Annotated in this window: 27 protein-coding genes; 15 read left to right on the top strand and 12 right to left on the bottom strand. The window is 62.8% G+C overall.

Translation table 11 applies throughout. From position 1 onward, the window contains the following. Positions 1-264: 264 nt before the first annotated feature. Positions 265-2,181, top strand: a complete 1,917-nt coding sequence (typA, locus tag ACR30Z_RS01880; RefSeq protein ID WP_434371065.1) for a translational GTPase TypA — start codon at positions 265-267, stop codon at positions 2,179-2,181. A 34-nt stretch (positions 2,182-2,215) separates the two neighbouring features. After that, entirely contained in the window at positions 2,216-2,611 is a 396-nt protein-coding gene (locus ACR30Z_RS01875) for a hypothetical protein (protein ID WP_434371064.1), read from the top strand. Here the strand turns inward: ACR30Z_RS01875 and ACR30Z_RS01870 are convergent. Continuing rightward, positions 2,608-2,844, bottom strand: coding sequence for a putative acetyltransferase (locus ACR30Z_RS01870; protein WP_434371063.1), 237 nt, complete (start codon positions 2,842-2,844; stop codon positions 2,608-2,610). The two genes, ACR30Z_RS01875 and ACR30Z_RS01870, sit on opposite strands and share 4 nt — an antisense overlap. Before the next feature lie 135 nt (positions 2,845-2,979). Here ACR30Z_RS01870 and fdxA point away from each other — a divergent pair, with 135 nt between their 5' ends. The 3 genes from fdxA to ACR30Z_RS01855 all read left to right on the top strand — a co-directional run bounded on the left by fdxA (position 2,980) and on the right by ACR30Z_RS01855 (position 5,985). Further along, complete coding sequence (gene fdxA / locus ACR30Z_RS01865; RefSeq protein ID WP_144648485.1) at positions 2,980-3,306, top strand: ferredoxin; 327 nt, start codon at positions 2,980-2,982, stop codon at positions 3,304-3,306. A 14-nt stretch (positions 3,307-3,320) separates the two neighbouring features. Continuing rightward, positions 3,321-4,469, top strand: coding sequence for a succinyldiaminopimelate transaminase (gene dapC, locus ACR30Z_RS01860; RefSeq protein WP_434371378.1), 1,149 nt, complete (start codon positions 3,321-3,323; stop codon positions 4,467-4,469). Between the two features lie 232 nt (positions 4,470-4,701). Then, the gene (locus tag ACR30Z_RS01855; protein ID WP_144648484.1) at positions 4,702-5,985 is read left to right on the top strand and encodes a citrate synthase; all 1,284 of its coding nucleotides are present in this window, start codon (positions 4,702-4,704) and stop codon (positions 5,983-5,985) included. An 87-nt stretch (positions 5,986-6,072) separates the two neighbouring features. Here the strand turns inward: ACR30Z_RS01855 and galE are convergent, their stop codons facing one another. Then, entirely contained in the window at positions 6,073-7,113 is a 1,041-nt protein-coding gene (gene galE / locus ACR30Z_RS01850; RefSeq protein ID WP_144648483.1) for a UDP-glucose 4-epimerase GalE, read from the bottom strand. A gap of 80 nt (positions 7,114-7,193) precedes the next feature. Here galE and ACR30Z_RS01845 point away from each other — a divergent pair, with 80 nt between their 5' ends. Beyond that, complete coding sequence (locus ACR30Z_RS01845; protein ID WP_144648482.1) at positions 7,194-7,820, top strand: TetR/AcrR family transcriptional regulator; 627 nt, start codon at positions 7,194-7,196, stop codon at positions 7,818-7,820. Positions 7,821-7,914: 94 nt separating this feature from the next. Further along, a complete protein-coding gene (locus ACR30Z_RS01840; RefSeq protein WP_434371062.1) occupies positions 7,915-8,526 on the top strand; it encodes a hypothetical protein in 612 nt (203 codons plus the stop codon). A 64-nt stretch (positions 8,527-8,590) separates the two neighbouring features. Here the strand turns inward: ACR30Z_RS01840 and ACR30Z_RS01835 are convergent, their stop codons facing one another. Both ACR30Z_RS01835 and dapD read right to left on the bottom strand, forming a co-directional pair. Further along, a complete protein-coding gene (locus ACR30Z_RS01835; RefSeq protein WP_434371377.1) occupies positions 8,591-9,451 on the bottom strand; it encodes a hypothetical protein in 861 nt (286 codons plus the stop codon). Continuing rightward, complete coding sequence (gene dapD, locus ACR30Z_RS01830) at positions 9,447-10,472, bottom strand: 2,3,4,5-tetrahydropyridine-2,6-dicarboxylate N-succinyltransferase (protein ID WP_144648479.1); 1,026 nt, start codon at positions 10,470-10,472, stop codon at positions 9,447-9,449. Before dapD ends, ACR30Z_RS01835 begins: the two co-directional genes overlap by 5 nt. A gap of 95 nt (positions 10,473-10,567) precedes the next feature. On the opposite strand from dapD, the gene dapE reads away from it, so the two are divergent. Then, entirely contained in the window at positions 10,568-11,692 is a 1,125-nt protein-coding gene (gene dapE, locus ACR30Z_RS01825; protein ID WP_434371061.1) for a succinyl-diaminopimelate desuccinylase, read from the top strand. Between the two features lie 63 nt (positions 11,693-11,755). Here dapE and ACR30Z_RS01820 read toward each other — a convergent pair whose 3' ends face one another. The 4 genes from ACR30Z_RS01820 to ACR30Z_RS01805 form a co-directional block, all read right to left on the bottom strand. Then, a complete protein-coding gene (locus ACR30Z_RS01820) occupies positions 11,756-12,649 on the bottom strand; it encodes an amino acid ABC transporter permease (protein ID WP_434371060.1) in 894 nt (297 codons plus the stop codon). Further along, positions 12,646-13,296: an amino acid ABC transporter permease gene (locus tag ACR30Z_RS01815; protein WP_090818089.1), complete on the bottom strand. Its 651-nt coding sequence runs from the start codon at positions 13,294-13,296 to the stop codon at positions 12,646-12,648. Before ACR30Z_RS01815 ends, ACR30Z_RS01820 begins: the two co-directional genes overlap by 4 nt. Before the next feature lie 91 nt (positions 13,297-13,387). After that, complete coding sequence (locus ACR30Z_RS01810; RefSeq protein ID WP_144648476.1) at positions 13,388-14,266, bottom strand: glutamate ABC transporter substrate-binding protein; 879 nt, start codon at positions 14,264-14,266, stop codon at positions 13,388-13,390. Positions 14,267-14,320: 54 nt separating this feature from the next. Beyond that, positions 14,321-15,076, bottom strand: a complete 756-nt coding sequence (locus ACR30Z_RS01805) for an amino acid ABC transporter ATP-binding protein (protein WP_144648475.1) — start codon at positions 15,074-15,076, stop codon at positions 14,321-14,323. Between the two features lie 163 nt (positions 15,077-15,239). Between ACR30Z_RS01805 and ACR30Z_RS01800 the strand changes: the two genes are divergently transcribed. The 4 genes from ACR30Z_RS01800 (at position 15,240) to ACR30Z_RS01785 (ending at position 18,109) form a co-directional block, all read left to right on the top strand. Further along, on the top strand, positions 15,240-16,079 hold the full coding sequence (locus tag ACR30Z_RS01800; RefSeq protein WP_208759939.1) for a TIGR00730 family Rossman fold protein: 840 nt from the start codon (positions 15,240-15,242) through the stop codon (positions 16,077-16,079). 18 nt (positions 16,080-16,097) lie between these two features. Further along, on the top strand, positions 16,098-16,439 hold the full coding sequence (locus ACR30Z_RS01795) for a DivIVA domain-containing protein (protein ID WP_144648474.1): 342 nt from the start codon (positions 16,098-16,100) through the stop codon (positions 16,437-16,439). Between the two features lie 77 nt (positions 16,440-16,516). Further along, positions 16,517-17,713 carry a hypothetical protein gene (locus ACR30Z_RS01790; protein ID WP_434371376.1) on the top strand — a complete coding sequence of 399 codons (1,197 nt, stop codon included), beginning with the start codon at positions 16,517-16,519 and terminating at the stop codon, positions 17,711-17,713. Positions 17,714-17,941: 228 nt separating this feature from the next. Then, complete coding sequence (locus tag ACR30Z_RS01785) at positions 17,942-18,109, top strand: DUF3117 domain-containing protein (protein WP_064721643.1); 168 nt, start codon at positions 17,942-17,944, stop codon at positions 18,107-18,109. A gap of 87 nt (positions 18,110-18,196) precedes the next feature. On the opposite strand, the gene ACR30Z_RS01780 is transcribed toward ACR30Z_RS01785, so the two are convergent. Next, positions 18,197-18,829, bottom strand: a complete 633-nt coding sequence (locus tag ACR30Z_RS01780) for an O-methyltransferase (protein ID WP_144648473.1) — start codon at positions 18,827-18,829, stop codon at positions 18,197-18,199. Between the two features lie 233 nt (positions 18,830-19,062). On the opposite strand from ACR30Z_RS01780, the gene sigE reads away from it, so the two are divergent. From sigE to ACR30Z_RS01765, 3 genes are read left to right on the top strand one after another with little or no spacing between them, the layout of a single operon-like run. Then, on the top strand, positions 19,063-19,686 hold the full coding sequence (gene sigE / locus ACR30Z_RS01775) for an RNA polymerase sigma factor SigE (RefSeq protein ID WP_144648472.1): 624 nt from the start codon (positions 19,063-19,065) through the stop codon (positions 19,684-19,686). 7 nt (positions 19,687-19,693) lie between these two features. Next, positions 19,694-20,608 (top strand): hypothetical protein, encoded by a 915-nt coding sequence (locus tag ACR30Z_RS01770; protein WP_244296482.1) that lies wholly within the window; start codon positions 19,694-19,696, stop codon positions 20,606-20,608. A 31-nt stretch (positions 20,609-20,639) separates the two neighbouring features. Beyond that, on the top strand, positions 20,640-21,041 hold the full coding sequence (locus ACR30Z_RS01765; RefSeq protein ID WP_434371059.1) for a Sec-independent protein translocase TatB: 402 nt from the start codon (positions 20,640-20,642) through the stop codon (positions 21,039-21,041). A gap of 29 nt (positions 21,042-21,070) precedes the next feature. Here ACR30Z_RS01765 and ACR30Z_RS01760 read toward each other — a convergent pair whose 3' ends face one another. From ACR30Z_RS01760 to ACR30Z_RS01750, 3 genes are read right to left on the bottom strand one after another with little or no spacing between them, the layout of a single operon-like run. After that, positions 21,071-22,198, bottom strand: coding sequence for an Mrp/NBP35 family ATP-binding protein (locus ACR30Z_RS01760; protein ID WP_434371058.1), 1,128 nt, complete (start codon positions 22,196-22,198; stop codon positions 21,071-21,073). A 4-nt stretch (positions 22,199-22,202) separates the two neighbouring features. After that, the gene (locus ACR30Z_RS01755) at positions 22,203-22,934 is read right to left on the bottom strand and encodes a DUF1003 domain-containing protein (RefSeq protein ID WP_144648469.1); all 732 of its coding nucleotides are present in this window, start codon (positions 22,932-22,934) and stop codon (positions 22,203-22,205) included. Then, the gene (locus tag ACR30Z_RS01750) at positions 22,915-24,198 is read right to left on the bottom strand and encodes a magnesium transporter MgtE N-terminal domain-containing protein (RefSeq protein ID WP_144648468.1); all 1,284 of its coding nucleotides are present in this window, start codon (positions 24,196-24,198) and stop codon (positions 22,915-22,917) included. The genes ACR30Z_RS01755 and ACR30Z_RS01750 overlap by 20 nt, the downstream gene beginning before the upstream one ends. Positions 24,199-24,206 lie beyond the last annotated feature (8 nt).

Here is a 24,206-nt window from a genome sequence, read left to right as displayed (position 1 = left end):
CACTGGTTCTGGAGCAATCATGGGGCACGCAGCCGGGAAAATCCAGCATCTGGAGTTGCGGATATTAAAGCGTGATGCCTGTGACCCGCGCCACATCATAGTGCCAAATGGCTTGCTTTTTAGGCTCAGAAATGCAACTGCGTTTAGACTGGATGCAGGTGCCCTGTGTCCCGGGGTCTTTTCGCTGTGTGTTCCGATCAAGTCGATCAGGTATGCGCGCGGATACAAACAGCTGACTTCACCACTGAAACGAGTCATTAACGCATGTCTGAAACCATCACCAACACTGCGTCGCGGAGCGATCTGCGCAACGTCGCGATCGTCGCACACGTTGACCACGGTAAGACCACCCTGGTCGACGCCATGCTCAAGCAGACCAACTCCTTCGCTTCCCACGGTGAGGTTGAGGACCGCGTCATGGACTCCGGTGACCTGGAGCGCGAAAAGGGCATCACCATCCTCGCGAAGAACACCACGGTTGCCTACAACGGCCCGTCGTCCAACGGCGAGACCATCACCATCAACGTCATCGACACCCCCGGCCACGCCGACTTCGGTGGCGAGGTAGAGCGCGGTCTCTCCATGGTTGACGGCGTCGTCCTGCTGGTTGACTCCTCCGAGGGTCCCCTGCCCCAGACCCGCTTCGTGCTGCGCAAGGCCCTTGCCGCACACCTGCCGGTCATTCTCCTGGTCAACAAGACCGACCGTCCTGACGCCCGTATCGATGAGGTTGTCCACGAGTCCATGGACCTGCTCCTCGGCTTGGCTTCGGACCTCGCTGACGAAGTCCCGGACCTCGACCTGGACAAGGTCCTCGAAGTTCCCGTCGTCTACGCGGCCGCCAAGGTTGGCCGCGCATCCCTGGAGCAGCCGGACAACGGCTCGGCTCCGGAGAACGAGGACCTCGAGCCCCTCTTCAAGACGATCATCGAGCACATCCCTGCTCCGACGTACAACCCGGACGGCGTGCTGCAGGCACACGTGACCAACCTGGACGCCTCGCCGTTCCTTGGCCGCCTCGCCCTGCTCCGCATCTACAACGGCACGCTCCGCAAGGGCCAGACCGTTGCCTGGGCACGCGCCAACGGCGAGCTCAAGAACGTCAAGATCACCGAACTGCTCGCCACCAAGGCGCTCACCCGCGTTCCTGCCGAATCTGCCGGTCCGGGTGAAATCGTCGCCGTCGCCGGCATCGAGGAAATCACCATCGGTGAAACCCTCACCGACGCGGAGAACCCGCAGCCGCTGCCGCTGATCACCGTGGACGATCCCGCGATCTCCATGACCATCGGCATCAACACCTCGCCGCTGGCCGGCAAGGTCAAGGGTGCCAAGGTCACCGCGCGCCAGGTGAAGGATCGCCTGGACAAGGAACTGATCGGTAACGTCTCCATCAAGGTCCTCCCCACCGAGCGTCCCGACGCTTGGGAAGTCCAGGGCCGTGGCGAGCTCGCGCTGGCCATCCTGGTTGAGCAGATGCGCCGCGAAGGCTTTGAGCTGACCGTCGGCAAGCCGCAGGTTGTCACCAAGACCATCGACGGCAAGATCCACGAGCCGATGGAACACATGACCATCGACGTACCGGAAGAGTACCTCGGCTCCGTCACGCAGCTCATGGCCGCCCGCAAGGGCCGTATGACCAACATGGCCAACCACGGTACCGGCTGGTGCCGCATGGAGTTCATCGTTCCGGCACGTGGCCTCATCGGCTTCCGCACCAAGTTCCTCACGGATACTCGCGGTGCCGGTATCGCTGCCTCGATCTCCGAAGGCTACGAGCCGTGGGCCGGCCCCATCGAATACCGCACCAACGGTTCGATGATCGCCGACCGCGCCGGTGTTGTGACGCCGTTCGCCATGATCAACCTGCAGGAACGCGGTTCCTTCTTCGTGAAGCCCACGTCCGAGGTTTACGAAGGCATGATCGTCGGCGAGAACTCACGCGCTGACGACATGGACGTCAACATCACCAAGGAAAAGAAGCTCACCAACATGCGTGCAGCTTCCTCCGACTCCTTCGAGAACCTGACGCCCCCGCGCGACCTCACCCTCGAAGAGTCCCTCGAATTCGCCCGCGAGGACGAGTGCGTTGAGGTGACGCCGGAGGATATCCGCATCCGCAAGGTCATCCTGGACTCCAACGAGCGCGCCAAGGCCAACCGCGCCCGCGCCAAGTCCTAGCCTGTACAGGTCTGAACCCGTCAGGAACAGCTGAATGATGAGAGGAGTCGCCAGTGCGGCCCGTGGCATTGCCGCGGCCGTGCTGGCGGCTCTTTTCGTTGCGGCGGCAGGGACGGCTCTGCACCGGCAGACGGCGCTGTGGTCCGGCGTCGAGGTCTCATGGGGAGTCGTTGCATCTTTGTTGCTGCTGGCCTCCGTGCAGCTATGGCTGGCTGCCTGGTCCCGCTCGATTCTCCCGACGGCGATAGCCGGAGTGGTGAGCTACGCCGCCGTCGGCGTCGTGTCATCTGCGGGACCCGCCAAGCAATTGGTGCTTGGCGATACGCTGGGCAATGTGTGGGTCTTCGGCATCGGCGGGGTTACGCTGGTCATGCTCGTGGCAGCGAGTCGGCTCCGCCTGCCCCTGGCGCAGGCAGGGGCAGGACGCTAAAGCGGCTTGGGACGCTGCGGTGGCGGTGGAACCTCTTTTGCCGCGATGACCATCGCAAGGGGGATTTCGACGTCGGACGTCCGGGTCCGTACGGTGCAACTGTTTTCGCTGGCGTCCAGCAGGTAGCCCAATGCGTCCGTGAGGCCGTCGGCGATCCTGTACCGGACCACCACCCGGATGCCGGGTTCTGCACTCAGAAGGAACTGGCGGGGTGGCAAATGCGGGGGAGTCACCGTTTCATACTAAGACGCGGGCTAGGTTGGCGTCAGCGCACTGTTGGATAATAGGCTCGGAAGTTGAGTGCCCGGCATGATGCCGGCAGATTTACCCCGGCTATCGCCGGGACAAACCGTGGAGAGGTCTGGGACGTGACGTACGTAATCGCGCAGCCGTGTGTGGATGTCAAGGACAAGGCGTGTATTGAAGAGTGCCCGGTCGACTGCATTTACGAAGGTGAGCGTTCCCTCTACATCCACCCCGATGAATGCGTCGACTGTGGTGCCTGTGAGCCCGTGTGCCCTGTTGAGGCCATCTACTACGAGGATGACACCCCGGAGGAATGGGCTGACTATTACAAGGCCAACGTCGAGTTCTTCGACGACCTCGGCTCGCCCGGTGGCGCCGCCAAGATCGGCAACACCGGCAAGGACCACCCCTTCATCGCAGCACTGCCCCTGCAGAACCAAGACCACTAAGGGCGGTGGCTTCCCTGATTTCCGCAGCGCCGGCTTTCGGCCTGAACCTGCCTGACTACCCGTGGGAGGCCATGGCGCCCTACGTTGCCACGGCTGCCAAGCACCCCGCGGGCGCAGTGAATCTTTCCATCGGCACGCCGGTGGATCCCACTCCCGGCTTGATCCGCGACGCCCTTGCCGCGGCCGCGGATGCCCACGGCTATCCCACAGTCCACGGCACGGAGGCCCTGCGCCAGGCCGTGGTTGACTGGTTTGCCAGCCGCCGCGGCGTGCCCGGATTGGACCCCAAGGATGTCATGCCGACGGTTGGTTCCAAGGAACTCGTGGCCTGGCTGCCGTTCCTGCTCGGGCTGAGCGCGGGCGACGTGGTGGTACGGCCGACCGTGGCCTACCCCACGTACGACATCGGCGCTTCCTTGGCCGGCGCGACCGCTGTGGCCGCGGATGACCTGGACGAATTAGACCCCGCTACCCGCGCGAAAGTCCGCTTGATTTGGATCAACTCGCCCGGCAACCCCACTGGCAGCGTCCGTGACGTGGAATCGCTCCGCAGGATCGTAGGCCAGGCCCGCGAGCTTGGGGCCGTAGTGGCCTCGGACGAGTGCTATGCCGAACTGGGCTGGGGAGAATGGGACGCACAGCGTGGCGGGGAAGCCGTACCGAGTATCCTTGACCCGCGCGTCACGGGCGGGTCCACGGATGGGCTGCTCTGCGTCTATTCGTTGAGCAAGCAGTCCAACCTTGCGGGATACCGCGCCGCCTTCGTGGCCGGTGACTCGGCGATCATGGCCAACTTGGTCAACAGCCGCAAACACGCGGGCATGATTGTTCCTTTCCCTGTGCAGGAAGCCATGCGCGTTGCCTTGGGGGACGCCCACCACGTCCTGGCTCAGAAGGACTTGTACCGGGGTCGCCGCGAGCGGATTGTTCCCGCACTGGAAAAGTTCGGCTTGCAGATCCACGAATCCAAGGCGGGACTCTACCTCTGGTCCACGGCGGGCGAAGCCACCTGGGATACGGTGGCCAGGTTCGCTGAACTTGGCATCGTGGTAGGGCCGGGGGTCTTCTACGGTGACGCGGGCAATGGATTCATCCGCGTAGCCCTCACCGGCAGCGATGAACGGATCGACGCCGCCGTTGAACGACTTGGCAACAGCGCATAACAATGCTGTGACTTGCACCACTATTAGCGTCATTCCGCCAGTAACCGGACAGCACGGATTAGTTCCGTAGGGTTACTGGCGGTAGCTTTTTAACTGACTATCAATGGTGGCCTTCACTAAGAAAGCACTTCGGCCGTTGGAGCCCTGCAACAGTAGGGCCGAAGGCGGCGACACCAGAAGTTGGTTGGACAAGCGTTCGATAGAGGCCCTGAGGCCTCATGAAGGGGACTCCATGACTGAGACCACCAGCGCGACACTGCGCCATGCCGGCGGCGAACTCGAACTGCCGCGCATCCAGGTTGTAGAAGGAAACGAAGGCTACGACGTTTCCAAGCTGTTGAAGCAGACGGGCGCTGTCGCCTACGACCCCGGCTTCATGAACACAGCGGCCACCACCTCGGCCATCACCTACATCGACGGCGACGCAGGCATCCTGCGTTACCGCGGTTACCCCATTGAGCAGCTCGCGCAGCACTCGAGCTTCCTCGAAGTTTCCTACCTGCTGATTTACGGCAACCTGCCCACTCCCACGGAGTTGGAAGAGTTCGATCAGCGCATCCGCCGCCACACGCTCCTGCACGAAGAGCTCAAGGGCTTCTTCGGCGGGTTCCCGCGCGATGCACACCCCATGCCGGTGCTTTCTTCGGCTGTTTCGGCGCTGTCCACGTTCTACCAGGACTCGCTGGATCCCTTCAACGCCGAGCACGTGGAAGTTTCCACCATCCGCCTCATGGCCAAGCTGCCGGTCATTGCGGCCTACGCCCACAAGAAGTCCATCGGCCAGCCGATGCTTTACCCGGACAACTCCATGAACCTCGTGGAGAACTTCCTGCGCCTGAGCTTCGGACTTCCCGCCGAGCAGTACGAGATGGACCCGGTGGTGGTCAAGGCCCTGGACCTCCTGCTCATCCTGCACGCCGACCATGAGCAGAACTGTTCCACCTCCACCGTTCGCCTGGTGGGTTCGTCCAACGCGAATCTCTTTGCTTCGGTGTCCGCAGGCATCAACGCACTCTTTGGTCCCGCCCACGGTGGCGCCAACGAAGCCGTCCTGAAGATGCTCCGCCAGATCCAGGCTGACGGCATCAAGCCCGAGGATTACATGGAGAAGGTCAAGAACAAGGAAGACGGCGTCCGCCTCATGGGCTTCGGACACCGTGTCTACAAGAACTACGACCCCCGCGCCAAAATCATCAAGGCTACGGCACACGAGGTCCTGGGCAAGCTCGGCGGAAACGACGAACTCCTGGACATCGCCATGCGCCTCGAAGAGAAGGCCCTGGCCGACGACTACTTCATCCAGCGCAAGCTGTACCCGAACGTCGACTTCTACACCGGCCTCATCTACAAGGCCATGGGCTTCCCGGAGAAGATGTTCACGGTACTCTTCGCCATTGGTCGCCTCCCGGGCTGGATTGCCCAGTGGCGCGAAATGATCAACGATCCCCAGACCAAGATCGGCCGTCCGCGGCAGCTCTACACAGGGGAGCCGGAACGCAACTACCCGGCCAACTGATACTGCAAAAGCGTCAATAACGACGGCGGCCGCCCACCTCGCGCGAGGTGGGCGGCCGCCGTCGTTGGTCGCCTGGCTGGTGGCCGTTCAGGCGTTATTCGCCGCAGCGGGCTGGGCCGCGTTGTACCCGTAAGGGTTGTTCTTCTGCCAGCGCCAGTGGTCTTCGCACATCTGATCCACCGTCTTGGTGGTGGACCAGCCGAGGTCCGCCAGAGCGGAGGAGGCGTCGGCCCAGAACGCGGGGAGGTCGCCGGCGCGACGACCGGTGATTTCGTAAGGAATCGGCTGGCCTACCGCCTTCTCGAAGGAACGCAGTACCTCCAGGACCGAGGAGCCGCGACCTGAGCCCAGGTTCCAGCGGCGGACTCCGGCGCGTTCTGCGATGTAGTTCAAGGCTGCTACGTGGCCCTCTGCCAGGTCCACCACATGGATGTAATCGCGCTGCGCGGTGCCGTCGGGGGTGTCGTAGTCACCGCCAAAGACCATGAGCTTTTCGCGGCGTCCAACAGCTACCTGCGCGATGAAGGGCACCAGGTTGTTGGGGATGCCCTGGGGGTCTTCGCCGATGCGACCGGACGGGTGTGCGCCCACCGGGTTGAAATAGCGCAGCAGTGCGATATGCCACCGGTCGTCGGCGTTGCCCAGGTCGGAGAGGATGTCCTCAATCTGTTCCTTGGTGCGGCCGTACGGGTTGTTGGCGCCGATCTCCATCTTCTCGATGTAGGGGATCGGGTTGTGCTCGCCGTATACGGTGGCAGAGGAGCTGAAGACAATGGAGCGCACGTTGTGCTTGTCCATCGCGCGGAGCAGGTTCAGGGTGCCAACGATGTTGTTGTAGTAGTAGGCGAGGGGTTCCTGGACGGACTCTCCCACGGCTTTCAGCCCCGCGAAGTGGATGACGGCGTCAATGTGATGCTGGTCGAATACAGCCTCAACTGCGGGCTCGTCCACCAGGTCCACCTTGTGGAACGCGGCAGTCTTGCCAGTGAGTTCGGACACTCGGCGGAGGGATTCCTCGCTGGAGTTCACGAGGTTATCCAGCACGACGACGTCATGGCCGGCTTCCTGGAGGGACAAAACGGTGTGGGAACCGATATAGCCGGTGCCACCCGTGACAAGAATTTTCATGGTTCCTACGCTATCGGAAATCGAAGCCACGCCGCTCTGTGTTGAGCGGTGTTGAAGCACGTTCGTGCTAAAAAATACTGGTGCCCAAAATTGTTGATGCCGAAGCCCGGCGCCAGGAAGTTGTCCAAGCTGTCTTTCGGATCATCGCCAGCGATGGCCTGGAACGGGCATCCCTGAGGGAAGTAGCGGACGAAGCCGGACTGGCCGTCGGCTCGGTGCGGCACTACTTTTCCAGCAGCGACGAACTTTTGGTGTTCTCCTTCGGCGCCGTGATCGATCGAATTGCCGACCGTTTGGAAGCAGCCATGTCCGCCGTGGAGGCAAAGTCTCCGGGTAGCCCGGAACAGCAGGCCGCTGTGTTAAATCTCCTGGGCCAGGTCCTGCCCCTGGACGAGGAACTCGCAGTGGACGCCTGCGTCTGGATGGCGTTCCGCCATGCAGCGCGTATCAAGCCCGTCCTGGCCGCCGAAGCCGCGCGCAGCCACCGCACTGTGGCAGCCGTCGTCGGGCGTTTGATCATGTTGCTGAGTCCCGGCGAAGCTGACGCCCACCAAACACTCGTCACCGAAGCTGAACGGCTTCTGGCAACCATGGACGGGCTGTGCATGCACGCGCTGCTGCAGCCCGAGTGGATGACCGCTGAGATGTGCAGTGATGTCCTCACTGCCCACTTGCGGTCCCTGGGAGCTGTCCCCACAGTTCGCTAGCCGGGACTCGAGGGGAGTGGCCAGGGCCGTTACCGTGGGCAGCCAAGGGGAATAGACTGGGAAATGTCGGGGACCTGCCAAGGGAGGAATTCGCATGCACGAGTCAGGCGGCCCGGGATGGCGTATCACCATGGACACGTCAGGGCCGATGCTCATCGCCCTCTACCTGCGCGACGTCGCGGGACTGGACGGCGCCGGTAGGCCCAGCCTGTCCCACGCGGCCCCAAAGGTCCGTCACGCCGACCATAGCCATCTCACCTCGGACGTAGGGGGCATCCAGGCCCTCAAGACCGAATGGGAGGCATGGTGGGAAAGCCTGGTGAAGGCTTATCCGAAGCCGGCGTCTGAGCTGGCCCCGCCGAGCTTTAAGGCTTTTGGAAATTCGCCGGCCCTGCAGCGCGTCCTCCAAGCCCACTTTGGCTCGGCCTTGGGATGGGCGACCGACAGGATTGACGAATATGCAGACCTCGAGGCCGCGCGCGAGGCCAATGGCGTGACCCAGGTGCTCAACGAGATGGTGGAGGATCGGCTCCTTGAGGTGGGGCGCAGTTCCCGCGACTTTGAGCTCACCATTATCGAGCTGCCCCTTAATGAACCGCGGGCCTGGTATCTGGAACCCAGCACCATGATCATGAGCCACCGGTTGCTGTCCGAGCCCGATGTTTTCCGCAGCTACGTCCAGCCCGTTGTGGAACTCCTCGCCTGACTGGAGTTTTTGTACATCTCCTGCCCTTATAGGCGGCTTTTGAGGGCAGGAGATGTACAAAAACTCACGTAGGTGGGGCGGATACGGTAATGGTGACGCCCGCGGAGGCCGCAGCCGAGGCTTGCCAACCGTCGCGCTTCTCGCGATTCCACGTCTGGCCCGCAACGTCAACTTGCGTGATGGCCAAGGTCTTGGCGTTCGCCACTGCCCAATGAGCCAGTGCCCAGGCTTGGGTGCCGGTCGCCTCCAGCTGGACCGAACGGCCCTGAACCGTGGCCGCTTGGGTGCCGAACGCCGTCGTCAGTTCATTTACGACGGCGGCAGGGTCACCTGCCGCCTCGGGCATGCGCAGTTCGCAGCTTAGCGATGATTCCGAGTGGCCGGTCAACGCCGAAGCGAAGGCCCGGCCCATGGGTTCGTGTTGGGCGTAGGCGCGGGGGAACGCGGAGCGCTGGACTGCTTGGGCGGCCTGGGTGATCTCCATGGTCTCGTAGCCGGGTACTTTGACCAGGCCGTCGTAGAACGCGTTGGTGGCGTAGACGGGGTCCATGACTTGAGCCTCGGTGCCCCAGCCCTGGGACGGCCTCTGCTGGAACAACCCACGGGAATCGGGTCCCGCTTGGTCACCGTAGTTGATGTTCCGCAGCCTGGATTCCTGCATGGCGGTGGCCAGCGCAATGCTCGCCGCCCTGGGCGGCAGGCCACGTTGGACGGAGATGGCAGAGATCAGCGATGCGTTCGCTGCCTGGTCGGTGGCCAGTTCATGGGTTTCGGCGCCGACGACGGCGACGCAGCGCTCCGTGACCAGGGTCTCGGAGCGCTGCAGCACAGCAACGATCGCATAAATGGCACCTGCTACGAGGGCCAGAGCCAGCACCGCAACGATGGCGCGGCGGAACCGGCGCACGGATGTCCTCCTGCTAATTGGCGTGAAGTGCCTCGTTCAACTCCACCGTCTGGCCCTTGCGCGGAAGGACTTCCACGCCACCGGTGGTGGAGTTGCGGCGGAAGAGGAGGTTGGGGACGCCTGAGAGTTCCACGGCCTTGATGATCTTGCTGGTGTCTTCACCGTTTTCGTCTTTCGGACCCGGGACGCGGACTCGCGTTCCGGCCGTGACGTAAAGACCGGCCTCAACTACTGAGTCATCACCGATGCTGATGCCCACGCCGGAGTTGGCGCCCAAAAGCACACGCTCGCCGAGTGCGATCTTTTCCTTGCCGCCACCGGAGAGCGTGCCCATGATGGACGCGCCGCCGCCGACATCCGTGCCGTCGCCGGCCACGACGCCAGCGGAGATGCGGCCCTCCACCATGGAGGTGCCCAAGGTGCCGGCGTTGAAGTTCACGAAGCCCTCATGCATCACGGTGGTGCCTTCAGCGAGGTGGGCGCCCAGGCGGACGCGGTCGGCGTCTGCAATGCGGACGCCGGTGGGGACAACGTAATCAACCATGCGCGGGAACTTGTCTACGCCGTAGACCACCACGTTGCCGCGCTTGCGCAGGCGTGCACGGGTGAGTTCGAAGCCGTCCACCGCGGCCGGACCGAAGTTGGTCCATACAACGTTGGGAAGCTTGCCGAAAACGCCGTCGAGGTTGATGCTGTTCGGCTTCACCAAGCGGTGCGAGAGGAGATGCAAACGGAGGTAGGCGTCTGCGGTATCTGCCGGCGCGGCATCGAGGTCGATCTGGGCGAAGACCACCTTCTGCTCGGTGCCACGATCGGCATCGTTGCCTTCTTCAGCGAGGGCGGTGAGCGCAGGGTCGGCGTTTTCGACGTCGCGCAGGGTCTCGGCTGCAACGCCCAGGGCCGGAGCGGGGAACCAGACATCCAGCACGGTTGCTTCCCCGGAGGCCGAGGTGGCGATGGTGGCGAGGCCGAATCCGTAAGCTGATCGGTGATTAGCGGGTGCGTTTGCGGGCACAGCAGAGGAAGCAGTTTCAGTCATGGGCCAAGTGTATCCAGCAGTCGGAGGTCGGCTAAAACCCGTCTCACACCGTGCAGGTCGCATTCGTGGTGCTTGCGGGGGATTAAGCTGTACGGGTGACCCTGAACCCTGCTCCCGCCCTCCTCGACCTGCGCCAGGACGTTGCCGTGCTGACGGCGGCGCTGATCGATTTCAACAGCGTCTCCGGCAACGAGACCGAACTCGCCGACGCCGTCGAGTCCACCCTGCGCGCCATTCCGGCCTACACGGTAGTTCGGGACGGTGATGCCATCATCGCCCGCACCGAGCTTGGCCGTGCTGAACGTGTCATCCTGGCCGGGCATCTGGACACCGTGCCGCTGCCCACCGTTGAAGGCTCCTTGGGCACGGTCCCGGCGACGTGGGAGTCCGGTGTACCCGGCGAGGGCGTGCTCTATGGCCGCGGAACCACGGACATGAAGGGCGGTGTAGCGGTGCAACTCGCGCTGGCCGCAATACTGTTCGACGACGGCCGGCAGCCGGACAAGGATGTCACTTTCGTCTTCTATGACCATGAAGAAGTGGAAGCTGTGAAGAGTGGTCTGGGCCGTTTGGTCCGCAACCACGGAGATCTGCTCCACGGCGATTTCGCGATCCTGTTGGAGCCAACGCACGGCACTGTGGAGGGTGGTTGCAATGGAACCAGCCGCTTCGAAGCCACCACCATCGGCGAAACGGCCCACTCAGCGCGCGCATGGATGGGCGTCAACGCCATCCATGCCGCAGCTCCCATCCTTGCCCGGTTGGCGGCGTATGAGCCCAGGACCATCAACGTTGATGGCCTGGACTACCGTGAAAGCCTCAATGCGGTGAAGATCAATGGCGGCACAGCAGGCAACGTCATCCCTGACCGCTGCGTTGTGGAGATCAACTACCGCTTCGCTCCGGACAAGACTCCCGACCAGGCCGAGGCGCACGTCCGGGACCTTCTGGAAGGCTTCGACGTCGTCCGCACGGACGCCGCTGCCGGCGCGCGACCCGGACTGAACCACCCCGCCGCCGCGTCGTTCGTTGCCGCAGTGGGCGCCGAGCCCAAGCCCAAGTACGGGTGGACCGACGTCGCGCGTTTCAGCGAACTGGGCATCCCTGCTGTGAACTTCGGGCCGGGCGATCCGCTGCTGGCGCACAAGGACAACGAGCACGTCGACGCCGACGCTGTCCGTGAGTGCCTCCGTGCACTGAGGACGTGGTTGGCGCCGTAGCCCGGCTCCAACAAAAGAAGGTCCGCAGCCGGATGGCTGCGGACCTTCTTTGTATCGGGGTTGTTACTTCTTGTCAGGTCCCTCGACGGAGTCCTTTGCGATGGGGTCGTTTCCACCCACCATGAGGCCCGTTCGAAGGCTGGGGGCTGCTACGCCGCCGGCGGCTTTCTTGGAACCGCGGCGCTCGATCAGGATGGCGATCCTTGACACGGTGAGGTTGATCAGGATGTAGATCGCAGCGCCCACGAAGAACGCCGGGAACAGGAAATCCGGACCCAGGAAGTCCGCCATGATCTGGATCTTCCGCAGGAGTTCCTCGTAGCCCACGATGTAGCCGAGCGAGGTGTCCTTGAGCAAGACCACCAGCTGTGCAACCAACGACGGAAGCATGCGGCGTACCGCCTGTGGAAACTCGATGGACATCCGTGATTGGAAGCTGCGCAAGCCGATGGCAAGGCCAGCCTCGCGCTGCCCCTTGGGGAGGGACTGAATGCCTGCACGCAGGATCTCGGCGAAGATCGCGGCGTTGTAAAGCACCAGGCCAACCACCACGGCTTGGAACTGCCCTGTGGCGAAAACCAGCAGGACGAACAACATCATGAGGACCACGGGCATGCCGCGAAGGAACTCAAGCACTACCTGCGTGGGAACCCGGATCCACGCAATCAGGGAGATGCGCAGGAGGCAGAGGGCGATGCCGAGTGGGAAGGCGATCACGGCCGCTACGGCAGCCGCAGCCAGCGTGGAGAGGATGCCTTGACCAATCAAGCTCCAGACATCCGGCGCCATGGGGCCGTAGAAGATCTCCCAGCGGTCGGCGTCGAAAATGCCCTGCTGGGCCAGCGTCGTGACAGCGATGGCCAGGACACCGAGGATGATCAGGATTCCGGCCGCGGATCCAAGGAGTGAGTAGAGGCGGGCCTTGGGCCCGGGAACGTCGTACAGGACCGAGGTCATCGGGCAATCGCCACCTTTCGTTCAACAAAGTGCGCCAGGAGGCCCAGCGGCACCGTGATCAGGAGGTAGAAGAACGCCACCCCAAGCAGGATCCAGAGAACTTGATCGCCGTAGTCGTTGGAAAGCTGCCGACCGTAGCCGAAGAGCTCAAGAACGAAGAATGCGCCGGCCACGGAAGAGTTCTTGACCAGAGCGATCAGGATATTGATCAACGGGGGTATGACGGTACGGACGGCTTGGGGAAGAACGATGAAACCCAAAACCTGGGTAAACGTCATGCCCACGCTGCGGGCGGCTTCGGCCTGGCCGACGGGCACGCTGTTGACGCCGGAACGGACGGCTTCGGCGATGAAGGCCGCCGTGTAACTGCTCAACGCGATGATGGCGGCAACTTCGAACTGTTCGAACTTGACGCCCAGCCGGGGGAGCACGATGGCTGCGAAGAAGAAGATGATGGTCAACGGGGTGTTTCGGGCGACTTCAACGTAGAACATGCTGAATCCGCGGAGTGCAGCCACGGGGGAAACCCGCATGGCCGCCAGGAGTGTGCCGACGATGAGGGCAATGATTCCTGAAATGACGGAGAGATAGAGGGTTCGGAGAAATCCGTCCCAGTATTCGGGGAGGCTTGCTATGACGGCGTCCATGGCTTCCTTTGGCTGCAGCTAATCAGGGAACAGGGTCCTGGAGTCGTCAACTGCCGCCGTCCGGTTGGGCGGCGGCAGTTGACAGGTCTGACTAGTAGCGGTTGATCGCAGGAAGTTCAGGGGTGGTCTTGATGACCTTGCCTGCAGTGGCTTCCCAAGCCTTCTTGTAGGTGTCGCCCTTGGCGAAGCCCTCAAGCTGGTCGTTGATCCAGTTGCGGAAGACGGTATCGTCCTTCTTCAGGCCGATGCCGTAAGGCTCCTTGGTGAAGGTTTCATCCGAAGCGAGCTTGAAGGCATCCGGTTCCTTGTCCACGTAGCCGGCGAGGATGACGTTATCCGTGGTGACGGCGACAACCTGCTTGTTGCGCAGCGGCTCCAGGCAAGCGGTGTACGTGGCCGCAGGGACTACCTCGGCGTTGTACTTTTCGGCGATGGTCTTGGCCGGGGTGGAACCCGTGACGGAGCAAACCTTCTTGCCGGCAACGTCCTCGGGCTTGGTGATGGAGTTGTCGTCCTTGTTCACCAGCAGTGCCTGGCCTGCTTCGTAGTACGGTCCTGCGAAGGAGACCTTTTCCTTCCGGGCGTCATTGATGGTGTAGGTGGCAATGACGAGGTCAACGCGGCCTTGCTCAATGAACGATTCGCGGTTCTGGGAGACGGTCTCCACCCATTCGATCTTGTCAGCCGGAATGCCCAGGTTCGCAGCGATTGCCTTGCCGATCTCGACGTCGAATCCGACAGGCTTGCCGTCCAGGCCCTTCTGGCCGAAGAGCGGCTGGTCGAACTTGGTTCCGATGGTGATCTTCTGAGCCTTGTTCAGCTTCTCCATCGTGGTGCCGGCCTCGAAACTTGCCGAGGCAACAGGGGCAGGCGTCGAGCCGCTTCCGCCACCGCAAGCGCTCAGCGAGAGAGCAAGCGCAGCCGATGCGGCCACCAGGAGTGACTTCCTCCGGGTAATAAGAGACTTCATGACGTTCCTTTCATTGGATGGCCGCCTTACGGCCGGGGTGCGGGCGGTAAGGAGCTAGTGGGTCAAGAGCTTGGACAAGAAGTCCTTGGCTCGGTTGCTCTTGGGGTTGGTGAAGAATTCCTCGGGGGTGGCATCTTCCACGATTTGGCCATCAGCCATGAACACCACGCGATCGGCAGCCTTGCGGGCGAAGCCCATCTCGTGAGTGACCACGATCATGGTCATGCCTTCCTTGGCCAGCTGGATCATGACGTCCAGGACCTCATTGATCATTTCCGGGTCCAACGCCGAAGTGGGCTCGTCGAAAAGCATCACTTTCGGCTTCATGGCCAGTGCGCGGGCGATGGCTACACGCTGCTGCTGGCCACCGGAAAGCTGGGCGGGAAGCTTCGGTGCCTGGTGCCCGACGCCTACGCGTTCCAGAAGTGCCATGGCCTCTTTGTCAGCCGTGCCCTTGGCCACTTTCTTCACCTTGATGGGGCCCAGGGTGACGTTCTCAAGAATCGTCTTGTGGGCGAACAGGTTAAAGGACTGGAAGACCATTCCGACGTCGGCCCGCAGGTGGGCGAGGTCCTTGCCTTCCTCGGGGAGCTTCTTCCCGTCAATGGCAATATCGCCGTCGTCAATCGTTTCCAAACGGTTGATCGCGCGGCACAGCGTGGATTTACCGGAGCCGGAAGGTCCGATTACCACCACGACTTCACCCTTCCGAACCTGAAGGTTGATGTCCTTCAGGACGTGCAATTGACCGTAATGCTTGTTGACGCCATTCAGTGAGACGAGGGCATCGCCGGACGCTTGAGTAGTCATACGACGAATCTAGCGAACAAAGAGGCAAATATGACCACGGTCACGGCAACTTCCCCAAGATCGTGACTGAACAGAAACCTGCTCTCCAGCGATATACCAGACTGCAATGCAACAACCGGGTCGCTGCGACGGAGCTGGCGTCCATAAGCGCTAGCCTTGGGCAATGAGCATCAGCCAGCACTCAATTCCCAACCCGGATGCCAACGGCCACGGCAGGACCACCCATGTGCCCCTGCCTTCGGAGATTGCGCCCGCCAAGCACAAAGGCTCCCTGGAGCTTCGGCGCAAACAGGCCGATACGGGAATGTCGGACCAGCATTTGCTGGATACGAGCGGTGCCGGACAATTCATCCATACCGATCCGTGGCGCGTCCTTCGGATCCAAAGTGAGTTCGTGGAAGGCTTCGGTGCCTTGGCTGATCTCGGTCCCGCCGTCAGTGTCTTCGGCTCTGCCCGCACCAAGCCGGGGACCGAATACTACGAAATGGCCGTGGACGTAGGGCGGAAGCTGGCGGAGGCCGGCGTCGCAGTCATCACCGGCGGAGGGCCGGGTTCCATGGAAGCAGCCAACAAGGGTGCCGTGGAAGGCAACGGAGTCTCCGTAGGCCTTGGCATAGAACTGCCGTTCGAGCAGGGACTCAACCAGTGGGTAGACCTGGGGATCAACTTCCGGTACTTCTTCGCCCGGAAGACCATGTTCGTCAAATACGCTCAAGGATTCGTTGTCCTTCCGGGTGGGCTCGGAACTCTCGACGAACTCTTTGAAGCGATGGTCCTCGTCCAAACCCGCAAGGTGACATCTTTCCCCATCGTGCTGTTGGGCGTACGGTTCTGGGGCCCGATGATCGAATGGATCAGGGAGACACTCGTGGCCGAGGGCATGGTGTCGGAGAAGGACCTCGACCTGATCCAATTGGTGGATGACCCCGCCGACGCCGTGCACCGCGTCCTGCACGGGGCGCCGCTTCCTCCCGTTCCTAACGGAAACCAACGCCCGGAATAGGTATCCCTTTCTGGCACGATGGACCTTGTGAGCTTTTTCCTGGTGTTTCTCGCCATTGTCCTGGTCGGCGCTGCGCTGTATGTCGGAGCCGGGATCGTCCGGGGCCGCACGATGGGTGCGGGGTTGGACGACCCCGTTCCCAACTTGCCCCCGGTGCTGTTGCCGGCCGAGGCGCGGCCGTCCGACGTCGATTCCCTGCGCTTTGCCCTGGGGTTGAGGGGATACCGAATGGACCAGGTGGATCAGGTCCTGGACGAACTCAGAGATCAGCTGCAGGCCAAGGACCGGGAAATCGAAAGACTTGGTGTCCTCGCACAGCAGCGGCCTGAGGATGGCGAAGCCAGCGGGAACCCCGAGTGACTGCAGAAGCCCCGGTACGGGATGCGGAGGGCCTCACGGCGCGGTTGTCCCGTGCGGTGTCAGCCACAGGAGCAAGGATGGCCAGGTGGCCTTGGTGGTTACAGGTATCCATCGTTTTCGTTGCAGCACGGCTGGTGAGCGCCTGTATCTTCATGGCGGCCGCCATCCATCAAGGAACCAACCCCTGGTTCCCGCCGGCTCCGGATTACTGGAACTTCATCACTATCTGGGACGGACGCTGGTATCAGCAGGCCGCGGAGAAGGGGTATCCCTCCGTCCTGCCGGTAGACGGCAACGGGGTGGTCACGGAAAACGCCTGGGCCTTCTACGCACTCTTCCCTTTCCTGGCAAGGGCTCTTTCCGCCCTTACCGGGTTGGGTACCTTCCAAGCCCTCACTGCCATCGCGATGGTGGCCGGGCTGGGAGCAGCACTGGTGATTTTCAAGCTTTTCCGCGAGTTTGCAGGCAAACAGGCAGCCATGTGGGGCGTCATCTTCGTCTCCACTTTTCCGGTCTCGCCGATTCTCCAGGTTCCCTATGCGGAGTCGCTGAACCTCTTGCTCCTCTCCGCCTCCTTGCTGCTCATTGTTCGCCGCCACTACGTGGCCGCAATCCCCGTGGTTCTCTTGATGTGCTTGTCCAGGCCTACGGGTGTGCCGTTTGCGGCCATGGTGGGACTTCTGCTCCTGTGGCGTTTGTGGCAACGGTTCGGGCCCGCGAAGACGACGTTGGATGCCAGGCGTGACAATGATCCGACTTCGGCCCGCAGCCTGCTGTCTCTGGCAGCCTTGGTGGTCGCTGCGGGCGTCGGAGCCTTGGTATGGCCCGCAGTCGCCTGGGCAGTGACCGGCGACCCGGCAGCCTATACACGTACGGAGACGGCGTGGCGCGGCCATGACCTGGTGCCGTTCAAGCCGTGGTTCGACACCGGCCGAATGCTGTTTGGGCCGGTTCTGGGGGTGCTGGCGCCGTTTGTCTTTGCGGCCCTGTTCGTCCTGGTCATGATCTCCAAGCCGGTCCGGGCCATCGGAACGGAGCTGCGACTGTGGTGTGCGTGCTACATGGGCTATCTGCTGGTTTTCCTGCACCCACAAACCAGCACGTTCAGGATGCTCCTGCCGCTGTTTCCGCTGGCGCTTGGTGCGGCCCTGTTGTCCAAGTCCAAGGCGTACCGGGGCACGGTAGTGGTGATGTTTGTCCTCCTCCAAATCGTCTGGGTTGTGTGGCTCTGGGCGTGGGCACCCCTGCCCGGCGGCGGTGACTATCCGCCCTGACGTGGACCTTTGTTGGGGAATGGCAATATGTACAAAGCCCGGACAAATACGCGGTTGATTTCGCTACGGGCGGGTAAGTACGGGATAATGGACTACGAGCAAGGACAAAGCACCTAAAAGTGCCCGGCCAAGGCGGCCTCCCAAACGGTGCCGCCGGCTGCAATTGCGACGCGGATCCAGCCCGGCCGGGTTGGGCGTGACTTGGGACAAATGGAGGGGATTTTCCTAATGGCGGCTATGAAACCACGTACTGGCGACGGCCCTATGGAAGTTACCAAAGAGGGACGCAGCCTCATCATGCGTGTGCCGCTGGAGGGCGGGGGACGACTTGTGGTCGAGCTCAACGCAGCCGAAGCGGAAAACCTCAAGGAATGCCTCGTAGGTGTGACCGAATAGATTTACAAGGCAGGGCCCAGCGTGAGCTGGAGCCCTGCTTTTGTTTAAGGACCGTTTTGTCCCGGGTCCAGCCCAGGCCAAGGGTGCCTACTTCTTGACAGCTACCAGGAGCCCGTCGCCGGTAGGGAGCATTGCCGAGGCCAGTCGTTCGTCATCGCGGATTGACTTGCCAATCTGCCGCAACACCACGGTGGTGGAGTCCCGCGCGGCGGGGTTGGCCACCCGGTCCTTGTCCAGTGCGTCGTTGATGACCAAGGTGCCGCCGGACTTAAGAAGGCGGATGGCCTGCTCAACATACTTGGGAAAATTGGGCTTATCGGCATCGATGAACACGAGGTCGTACGCAGAGTCAGTGAGGCGCGGCAGCACGTCCGCTGCCCTCCCGGAAATGGTGCGGGTGCGGTTGGCCGGGCTGCCTGACTCCAGGAACGCTTCCCTTGCGGCCTTGAGGTGCTCCACATCGACGTCGATGGTGGTCAGGACGGCCTGGGGGCTCAGTCCACGCAGGAGGCAGACACCGGACACCCCTGCTCCTGATCCAACTTCCACCACGGTCTGCGCTTTGGACGCGGCAGCGAGGACCGTGAGCACAGCACCCACGCCCGGGCTGATGGGCGTTACGCCAAGTTCGAAGGACCGTTCGCGGGCGCGCAACAAGACGTCATCCTCAGCCGGCAGATCTTCCGCATAGGACCAGCTGCTTGACTTGTCGGCACTCATGAAGGTTTCGCTTTCCGCGGGTAGGGGTGTTTGTACCAGACTACTGTGTCCAACCCCGTACACCTGTTGTTGGGGAGCCGCCCCGGGCTGTGTCCATCGACGTTTTTCGCCTTGCGGGGAAAACGTCCACCAGTCAGGAAATTCCCAGACAACCTTGGGATGATAATGCTCCGGTCATCCATGAGGTGGACGGCACCGAGACTCGGTGAACCACAGTTTGAGGGGAGTGGACGATGCCGGCATCGCATGCTGCGCCAGTCCAAACATCGGAGGGCCTTGAGGCCGTTGCTGAGTGGGTCATGCCCAGCTGGGAGGAAGTGGTCGCGAACCACTCCGCCAAGGTATATCGGCTTGCCTACCGCCTGACCGGCAACAAGTTCGACGCCGAAGACCTCACGCAGGAGGTCTTTGTGCGCGTCTTTCGTTCCTTGGAGAACTTCAAGCCAGGAACGTTGGATGGCTGGTTGCACCGCATAACCACCAACCTCTTCCTGGACCAGGCCCGCCGCAAGAGCCGGATTCGTTTCGATGCCCTCGCCGAGGATGCCGAGTCCCGCTTGCCTGGCCGTGAGCCGGGCCCCGAGCAGAGCTTCGAGCACAACAACCTTGACCTTGACGTCCAGCGGGCGTTGGAAGAACTGCCGCCCGACTTCCGCGCCGCCGTCGTGCTGTGCGATCTTGAGGGCCTCTCGTATGACGAAGTGGCAGAGGCTCTCGGTGTGAAGCTGGGGACCGTCAGGTCCCGGATCCACCGCGGCCGGACCATGCTGCGCGAGAAGCTTGCCCACCGCGATCCCCGTCCGGCGGAGGCCCGCAAGCCGCGCCTGAAGATGCCCCGCATCGCAAGCATGCTTTAGGTCGTCCATGCCTCGACGACCACTTGGTCCGGGAGCCCTTTCCCGGCGCAAACTGGCTGCGCTGCGCCACACACGAGTCCCGGAACACCTGCAGGAATGCGCGGAATGCCGCGCCGCACTTCGCCGGGAACGGCAGTACTTGGAACGCCTGCGCGGCGCAGCTGTTCCTGAAGCAAGCCAGGACCTCGCCGCGAGATTGATCCAGCACACTGAGCGCCTCGCCAACGAGCCAGGTCAGCCGCTCGGGAATCCGCCGTATCCGAGCGGGCTGCGGCGGAGTCTCCGGATCGCGGGAGTCGCTGCGGGCACGCTGGCGGTCAGCGCAGGTGCGTTGGCTGCGTCCGCCTACGTCGTGGCGGGAGATACCGAGCCGATGGCCCTAGCCGAAACCTCACATTCCGGAGCCCTTGCCGGACTGTGGACGGGCGGCAGCGCCGAGGCAATGCTCCTGCCCGCGGTTCCCGCCGGCGGCACGGTCAGCTTGGATGCTGCGCAGTTGGACGTTCTGCGGGACGAAGGGTGGGCCTGTCCTGAGCTGCTCGGGATGGGCTTCCAGGTAGTGTCTGCCAATGCGACAGTGCGGAACGGCCACCCTGCTGTGGAGATGAGGCTCGAAAGCAAGGGGCATTACGCCACCATCGTGGAAGAGCATCTGCCGGTGGATCGCGACCTGCGTGGGCAGTCGACGTCAGCACAGCTTTCTGTCACGCAGGGAACCCCGTGGAAGGCCGTCTACGCCATGCCGGATGCCGTGATCAGCTACGTCTCCGACCTCCCTGCCGACACCGCGGATGACGCCGTTCCCGAAATCGTCAGGGCCGGCGAGTCCATGGCGCGTGGGTCCTCCGACGAGACCTCCGAGGCATGGTATGCGAGGCTGCTTCGCGGACTCCAAACCCTGCTCCGTCCCGCCGGTTTATGAGCGGCACCACAGACAAGGTAATCTTCGTAGCGTGTTTGGAATCAACGGCCCGGAGTTCATACTCCTTCTGATTATCGGCGTACTCGTCATCGGTCCCAGCCGTTTGCCCGAATACACTCAAAAGCTTGCCAACCTGGTCAAGGAAGTCCGGCGGATGGCCTCGGGTGCCCGCGAGCAGATCAAGGACGAAGTCGGCATCGATATCGACGAAGTCGACTGGAAGAAGTACGATCCCCGCCAGTACGATCCTCGGCGCATCATCAAGGACGCCCTCCTTGACGACGAATCCAAGCCGGTCAGCGCAGGGGCGCCCGCCGTCGCAGCTACTGCCGTCGCCGCCGCTTCCGCGGACGCCAAGCCAAAGGCCCCTGTACGGACCATCGAGCGCCTCGCAGAGGGCGAAGCTGCGCCTTTCGACTCCGAAGCCACCTGATTCCGGATCGGGATTCCCGACCGGAAGATCTAGCGGGGTTGAATTCCCAGCGGCAGGCCGGACAAGCCCCGAGGCCGCGCAGCGAGGGCTGAGGCGATCTCCTCCATGGCCTTCGCAGCCGCTGTGTCGGGTGCAGCCAGTACCACAGGCTTCCCGGAGTCGCCGCCTTCCCGCAACCGGATGTCCAAGGGAATCTGCCCCAGAAGCGGAACGTCACTGCCTACGGAAGCGCTCAACCGCTCAGCCAGGATGGCACCTCCGCCACTGCCGAACAGCTCCATGCGTCCGCCGTCGGGCATGTCCAGGAACGACATGTTCTCGATGACGCCGGCCACCTTCTGGCCCGTCTGGGTGGCGATGGTTCCTGCACGCTCAGCGACGTCGGCGGCGGCTGCTTGAGGTGTGGTCACCACCAGGATCTCTGCGTTGGGGAGCAATTGAGCCACGGAAATGGCGATGTCCCCGGTGCCGGGGGGCAAGTCCAGGAAGAGGGCATCGAGGTCACCAAAGTAGACATCTGTGAGGAACTGTTCCAAGGCCCGGTGCAGCATGGGACCGCGCCACGCCACAGGCTGGTTGCCGGCAACGAACATGCCAATGGAGATGACCTTCACGCCGTAGGCCACAGGGGGCAGGATCATGTCGTCCACCTGCGTGGGTTTTTGCGTAATGCCCATGAGGGCCGGTACAGAGAAACCATGTACGTCGGCGTCCACGATGCCCACGCGGAGCCCCTGGGCGGCCAGTGCACAGGCCAGATTAACGGTGACGGATGATTTGCCCACCCCGCCCTTTCCGCTGGCTACGGCGTAGACCTTGGTCAACGAGCCCGGCTTGGTGAAGGGGATGCCGCGCTGTCCACCCGGGCCGCGGAGCTGTTCCTTGAGAGCTTCGCGCTGGGCTGGACTCATGACCTTCAGCTCGACGTCCACGCCGGTAACGCCGGGCACCTTGGACAATGCCGCAGTGGCGTCTTCCGTGATGGTCTCACGCAGCGGGCACCCGGCGATGGTCAGCAGGACGGCCACGTGAACGGCGCCGGTGTGGTCGGCAGAGACCGATTCCACCATTCCGAGTTCCGTGATGGGGCGGCGAAGCTCAGGATCGATGACGGTTGCCAGGGCAGCGTGGAGCGCCTCGGCAGATGCGGTGCTCATACGATCAGGCTCGGCTTTCGGGGTTTTCAGGCGTTGGCTTGGCGGTGGAATGCTGTGGACCCGCGGTACGTGGCGGGCGGACCTTCGGGATCTGCTGTGTGCGGGGCCCACGCGACTTGTCGCGCTTCTCCTTCAGCTTCTCCTTGACCTTCTCGCCTGGCGACTCCGTGCCATCTGGGGAGCCTTCATTCTCACGGAGTTCTTCCTGGGCATCGATAATGTCTTCCAGGAGGCTTCGGAGCTCTGCACGGACGTAGTCACGGGTGGCTACCTCGCGCAGGGCTATGCGCAGTGAAGCCAATTCACGGGTGAGGTACTCGGTGTCGGAGAGGTTGCGTTCTGCACGCTGGCGGTCCTGCTGGAGCGAGACGCGGTCCCGGTCATCCTGCCGGTTTTGTGCCAGAAGGAGGAGCGGCGCTGCGTAGGAGGCCTGCAGGGACAACATGAGCGTCAACAGGGTGAAGCCAAGCTCCATGCGGTCGAACTGCCAGTCGGTGGGCGCGAACGAGTTCCACGCCAGCCAGAACACGCAAAACACCGTCATGTAGACAAGGAAGGTAGGCGTGCCCATGAAGCGGGCGAAGCCCTCCGTTGCGTTGCCGAAGGCGTCAGGGTTCGGCGAGAACTTGGGCAGGATGCGTTGACGCCCGCTCAGGGGCGTGTCCAGGCTGCTGCCGGAACGTCCGGTGGACTTGGGGGATCGGGTGGCGTTGTTATCAGCCAATGCGGCCTCCAAGTCTCCTTATAGGGGCGTCGTCCTCGTGGGCGCGCCAGTCATCCGGCAACAGGTGATCCAGCACGTCATCAACAGTCACCGCCCCCACGAGGCGGCCGTCGTCGTCGACAACTGGAAGTGAATTCAGGTTGTACGTGGCCAGGGTCCGGGCAACCTCGCTGATGTGGGCTTGGTCCGACAACGGCTCAAGGTTTTTGTCCACGAGATTGCCCAAGGGTTCCGGCGGAGGGAAGCGCAGAAGCTGTTGGATGTGCACCACGCCCAGGAAACGGCCCGTGGGCGTCTCCAAGGGTGGGCGGGCAATGAAGATGGATGAGGCCAGCGCCGGAGAGAGCTCCTCGCGGCGGACGTGGGCCAGGGCCTCGGCCACAGTGGCCTCCGGCGGCAGGATGACCGGGACAGGGGTCATCAGGCCACCAGCGGTGTCTTCGTCGTATTCCAGGAGTCGGCGGACATCTTCGGCTTCCTGGGGCTCCATGAGCTGGAGCAGCTCTTCGGCCTGCGCGGAGGGAAGCTCGGCGAGGAGGTCGGCGGCGTCGTCGGGATCCATCTCTTCGAGGACGTCAGCGGCGCGCTCCACGTCCAAGGCGGAAAGGATTTCAACTTGGTCGTCCTCGGGGAGCTCCTGGAGGACGTCTGCAAGGCGCTCGTCCTGGAGTTCGCTGGCTACTTCGAAGCGGCGCTTGTCGCTCATTTCCTGCAGGGCTTCGGCAAAGTCCGCAGGCTTGAGGTCCTCGTGGGTGGCAACGAACTGCGTGGCCGCCTGCGGCTCGTTATGGGCGCCGGTCTGGGCGTCGGCCCAATCAATGATCAGTGTTTCGTTGCGGCGCAGCCTGCTCAAGGGCGACAGAGAATGTCCGCGGCGCACGAACAGCTTGCTGACAAACCAGTCCTTGGACCGGTGCTGGTCCATGGCGATGTCCTCGATCGTTGCGTCACCGCTGCCGTCGGCAAGCGTCACACGGCGATCGAACATCTCCGCCACTACCAACGTTTCGGCGCCGCGCTGCTCAAAGCGGCGCAGGTTGACCAAACCGGTGCAAATGATTTGGGTCTGGTCGATGGACGTAATCCGCGTCATGGGCACGAAGACCCGCTTCTTCCCAGGCACTTCCACCACAATGCCCACCACGTGGGGCGCCCCACGCGTGCCGCGGGAGAGCACCACGACGTCGCGCAGCCGGCCCAGACGATCGCCCAAGGGGTCGAAGACGTCCAAGCCGAGCAGGCGCGCAACAAAGACGCGTGAGGGATGTGTGCTCATGTTTACAG

The sequence above is a fragment of the Paenarthrobacter sp. FR1 genome (assembly GCF_051106045.1).
GTDB classification, from domain to species: domain Bacteria; phylum Actinomycetota; class Actinomycetes; order Actinomycetales; family Micrococcaceae; genus Arthrobacter; species Arthrobacter nitroguajacolicus_A.
This window is presented reverse-complemented; position numbering and strand designations above follow the sequence as displayed.

What these genes read in the sequence shown, in the direction of transcription:
- typA (WP_434371065.1), top strand. Translation starts at nt 265, where the DNA reads ATGTCTGAAACCATCACCAACACTGCGTCGCGGAGCGATCTGCGCAAC.
- ACR30Z_RS01875 (WP_434371064.1), top strand. Translation starts at nt 2,216, where the DNA reads ATGATGAGAGGAGTCGCCAGTGCGGCCCGTGGCATTGCCGCGGCCGTG.
- ACR30Z_RS01855 (WP_144648484.1), top strand. Translation starts at nt 4,702, where the DNA reads ATGACTGAGACCACCAGCGCGACACTGCGCCATGCCGGCGGCGAACTC.
- galE (WP_144648483.1), bottom strand. Translation starts at nt 7,113, where the DNA reads ATGAAAATTCTTGTCACGGGTGGCACCGGCTATATCGGTTCCCACACC.
- ACR30Z_RS01840 (WP_434371062.1), top strand. Translation starts at nt 7,915, where the DNA reads ATGCACGAGTCAGGCGGCCCGGGATGGCGTATCACCATGGACACGTCA.
- dapD (WP_144648479.1), bottom strand. Translation starts at nt 10,472, where the DNA reads ATGACTGAAACTGCTTCCTCTGCTGTGCCCGCAAACGCACCCGCTAAT.
- ACR30Z_RS01820 (WP_434371060.1), bottom strand. Translation starts at nt 12,649, where the DNA reads ATGACCTCGGTCCTGTACGACGTTCCCGGGCCCAAGGCCCGCCTCTAC.
- ACR30Z_RS01815 (WP_090818089.1), bottom strand. Translation starts at nt 13,296, where the DNA reads ATGGACGCCGTCATAGCAAGCCTCCCCGAATACTGGGACGGATTTCTC.
- ACR30Z_RS01810 (WP_144648476.1), bottom strand. Translation starts at nt 14,266, where the DNA reads ATGAAGTCTCTTATTACCCGGAGGAAGTCACTCCTGGTGGCCGCATCG.
- ACR30Z_RS01805 (WP_144648475.1), bottom strand. Translation starts at nt 15,076, where the DNA reads ATGACTACTCAAGCGTCCGGCGATGCCCTCGTCTCACTGAATGGCGTC.
- ACR30Z_RS01800 (WP_208759939.1), top strand. Translation starts at nt 15,240, where the DNA reads ATGAGCATCAGCCAGCACTCAATTCCCAACCCGGATGCCAACGGCCAC.
- ACR30Z_RS01795 (WP_144648474.1), top strand. Translation starts at nt 16,098, where the DNA reads ATGGACCTTGTGAGCTTTTTCCTGGTGTTTCTCGCCATTGTCCTGGTC.
- ACR30Z_RS01790 (WP_434371376.1), top strand. Translation starts at nt 16,517, where the DNA reads ATGGCCAGGTGGCCTTGGTGGTTACAGGTATCCATCGTTTTCGTTGCA.
- ACR30Z_RS01785 (WP_064721643.1), top strand. Translation starts at nt 17,942, where the DNA reads ATGGCGGCTATGAAACCACGTACTGGCGACGGCCCTATGGAAGTTACC.
- ACR30Z_RS01780 (WP_144648473.1), bottom strand. Translation starts at nt 18,829, where the DNA reads ATGAGTGCCGACAAGTCAAGCAGCTGGTCCTATGCGGAAGATCTGCCG.
- sigE (WP_144648472.1), top strand. Translation starts at nt 19,063, where the DNA reads ATGCCGGCATCGCATGCTGCGCCAGTCCAAACATCGGAGGGCCTTGAG.
- ACR30Z_RS01770 (WP_244296482.1), top strand. Translation starts at nt 19,694, where the DNA reads ATGCCTCGACGACCACTTGGTCCGGGAGCCCTTTCCCGGCGCAAACTG.
- ACR30Z_RS01760 (WP_434371058.1), bottom strand. Translation starts at nt 22,198, where the DNA reads ATGAGCACCGCATCTGCCGAGGCGCTCCACGCTGCCCTGGCAACCGTC.
- ACR30Z_RS01750 (WP_144648468.1), bottom strand. Translation starts at nt 24,198, where the DNA reads ATGAGCACACATCCCTCACGCGTCTTTGTTGCGCGCCTGCTCGGCTTG.